Consider the following 3,187-nt stretch of genomic DNA (forward strand, 5'->3'; position numbering starts at 1 on the left):
GTTCGCCTAGATTTGGCCCTATTTACCACAAGAGCGCTCGGCGGGTTGCACCCGGTTGCAGTGGCGTTCCACGAATGCCTCGCTGCCGAGAAAAACCTGATGGCGCAGCCCTTCCCAGACGCTCGGCTGTCCGATCCCCTCACGCACGAAGGCGGCATAGCCGGCCTGCGCGCGGGAACGCTCATGGCCGAACTGGCCGAGTAACCAGTCCGTCTCCATCCACGCGGGGCTGGCTCCTGACCGATCATCGCCCGATAGCTGCTCCATGGCCACTCGCCTGCGCTGGCGAGCATCCCCGCGCGGACCGGGTTGAGCACAACGTAGCGCGCCAGTTCCAAGAGGTAGGCATCCCGCTCGACCAGGATGGCCTTGAAGCGACCCTGGAAGAGATGGCCCACCAGCCCATGGCGGCGATTGGTCGCCTGGGTGTAGACGCCGTTGACTTGGCGCATCCCCTTGGAGAGGTTGGCATCCGGTGTCTCGACGACGAAGTGATAATGGTTCGTCATCTGGCAATAGGCGTGGCAACGCCAGTTGAACCGGCGGCACACCTCGCCAAGAACGTCGAGCCAAGCCGTGCGGTCCTGATCGTCACGATAGATCGCCTCGCGCCGATCACCACGCGAGGTGACGTGATACAGCCCGCCGGCCAGCTCGATGCGGAGAGGTCTGGACATGGCCTGAAGCTTAGTCAACTGATGCTGGATTGCAAGACCTGACCCTATTTCCTTCTGCTTTAGAATGACTCTTGGTCATTACGCCATGTCGAAAGTAACTCTTTGGATGGATCTGGCCGTTTCAATTGAGGCATGAGGGTCAGGTCTTGCAATCAAGCATAATTGCGGCGGAACTGTAAGCGGGTCGCCTATTCGCTCGTGCTCTCCAGTCGCCGAACGGCTCGGCTCACTGTGGAGTAGTGTACGCCGAAATACTTGGCGATTTCCTGCATCGAGTAGACGCCGGTTTGGTATGCCCGCGCCATGGCCTCGTGCTGGTCGGGGTAACGACAGGCAAAGTCCGCGAGTGGCCTGGCCAGCGGTCGCCGCTGGGCGCGTGGAACCTCTCGCAGCCGTTCCAGGGGCTGTGACGGGTTGCAGTGGCGTTCCACGAATGCCTCGCTGCCGAGAAAAACCTGATGGCGCAGCCCTTCCCAGACGCTCGGCTGTCCGATCCCCTCACGCACGAAGGCGGCATAGCCGGCCTGCGCGCGGGAACGCTCATGGCCGAACTGGCCGAGTAACCAGTCCGTCTCCATCCACGCGGGGCTGGCTCCTGACCGATCATCGCCCGATAGCTGCTCCATGGCCACTCGCCTGCGCTGGCGAGCATCCCCGCGCGGACCGGGTTGAGCACAACGTAGCGCGCCAGTTCCAAGAGGTAGGCATCCCGCTCGACCAGGATGGCCTTGAAGCGACCCTGGAAGAGATGGCCCACCAGCCCATGGCGGCGATTGGTCGCCTGGGTGTAGACGCCGTTGACTTGGCGCATCCCCTTGGAGAGGTTGGCATCCGGTGTCTCGACGACGAAGTGATAATGGTTCGTCATCTGGCAATAGGCGTGGCAACGCCAGTTGAACCGGCGGCACACCTCGCCAAGAACGTCGAGCCAAGCCGTGCGGTCCTGATCGTCACGATAGATCGCCTCGCGCCGATCACCACGCGAGGTGACGTGATACAGCCCGCCGGCCAGCTCGATGCGGAGAGGTCTGGACATGGCCTGAAGCTTAGTCAACTGATGCTGGATTGCAAGACCTGATATCCATCTAGCAGACCCCTCCGCGAGGTCCTAAGTTCAAGGTAGGAGGTGTGCAACCAAGGATCAAAACAGAGGGGCCTACAATGAAACTATACGGCGGAATCGATCTACATTCCAACAACAATGTGGTGGTGCTGTCGGACGAGGAAGACAAGGTTGTGTATCGGCGGCGGCTGCCGAACGACATTGGGGTGGTGCTGGCGGAGCTGGCGCCGTTTAGAGACCACGTGGAAGGGTGGGTGGTGGAGTCTACCTACAACTGGTACTGGCTCGTCGACGGGCTGATGGAAGCGGGCTATCGTGTGCACCTGGCGAACACGGCGGCGATCGTACAGTACGAAGGCCTGAAGTATGCCGACGACGAGTCTGACGCCCGCTGGCTGGCGAAGCTGCTGCGGCTCGGGCTGCTGCCGGAGGGTTATATCTACCCCAAGGAAGAACGCGCGGTACGTGATCTGCTGCGCCGGCGCAGCCGGCTGGTGCAACAACGCACCAGCAACTTGCTGGCCATCCAGAATCTCCTGGCACGCAACCGCGGGCGGTCGCTCAGCGCCAATGCCATCAAGCGCTTGACGTACGAGGAGGTGGATCAGCTGTTGCCGGATGCCGACCTGGCATTGGCGGTCAAGGGCAACCTGGCCGTGATGCGGACCCAAGAGGGCGTAATCGAGCTCTTGGAGAAGACGGTCAAGGCACGGATCAAGCTGCGTCCCGGATTCAAGCCGTTGCTGTCGGTCAGCGGTATCGGGGAGATCCTGGGGTTGACCATCATGCTCGAGACCGGGGAGATCGAGCGCTTCGCCAAGGTCGGCAACTATGCCTCGTACTGCCGCTGCGTGGGTAGCGAGCACTTGAGTAACGGCAAGCGGAAAGGGCGTGGCAACACCAAGAACGGCAACAAGTACCTGGGGTGGGCGTACATCGAGGCGGCGAACTTCGCGGTACGGTACAACCCACGGATCAAACGGTACTACCAGCGCAAATGCGGGCGCAGTCACCCGATTGTCGCCATCAAGGCTGTAGCGCACAAGCTAGCGCGGGCGTGCTACTACATTTTGCGTGATCACGTACCGTTCGATGTGGAGCGGGCATTTACATGAAGGGCTGCTAAGAGTTGGGCTGCGGCGGCGAGCACGAAAAAGGGGTTGGCCAGCAACCACCAGATCTGATTGGGCCGGCGCCGCATCCCATTCACCCGCGTGATTGCGGTTGGGTTCGTACTGATGCGCCTCTGCCATGAAACCAGTACGGGGTTGGATCTGCCAACTGGCAGAAGCCAGCGATCTGTGACAGCGAATCGCACCTTTGCCCCCCGGACGCGATGGACAAACACCGTCCATCACGTCCGGGCGGCTTCAAACAAGCGGGATTCGCAGCACTTGGCCATGACAGGGAACTGAGGAATTTCTGGGGCTGCCAGCAGCCAGGGGCC

At 61.4% G+C, this 3,187-nt stretch carries 1 protein-coding gene and 2 pseudogenes; 1 reads left to right on the forward strand and 2 read right to left on the reverse strand.

Going from position 1 to position 3,187, the window contains the following annotated elements; translation table 11 throughout:
* Window positions 1-66: 66 nt before the first annotated feature.
* Both I6U14_RS00850 and I6U14_RS00855 read right to left on the reverse strand, forming a co-directional pair.
* Window positions 67-677: pseudogene (locus I6U14_RS00850) on the reverse strand (transposase); the annotation flags it as partial.
* Window positions 678-865: 188 nt separating this feature from the next.
* Window positions 866-1,713 (reverse strand): annotated as a pseudogene (locus I6U14_RS00855) (transposase).
* A gap of 125 nt (window positions 1,714-1,838) precedes the next feature.
* On the opposite strand from I6U14_RS00855, the gene I6U14_RS00860 reads away from it, so the two are divergent.
* Complete coding sequence (locus I6U14_RS00860) at window positions 1,839-2,855, forward strand: IS110 family transposase (RefSeq protein ID WP_296896094.1); 1,017 nt, start codon at window positions 1,839-1,841, stop codon at window positions 2,853-2,855.
* The last annotated feature ends 332 nt before the right edge of the window (window positions 2,856-3,187 follow it).

Source organism: Thiohalocapsa sp., assembly GCF_019695415.1.
Lineage (GTDB): Bacteria > Pseudomonadota > Gammaproteobacteria > Chromatiales > Chromatiaceae > Thiohalocapsa.

Coding starts and splice junctions, on each gene's coding strand:
- I6U14_RS00860 (WP_296896094.1), top strand. CDS start 1,839: ATGAAACTATACGGCGGAATCGATCTACATTCCAACAACAATGTGGTG.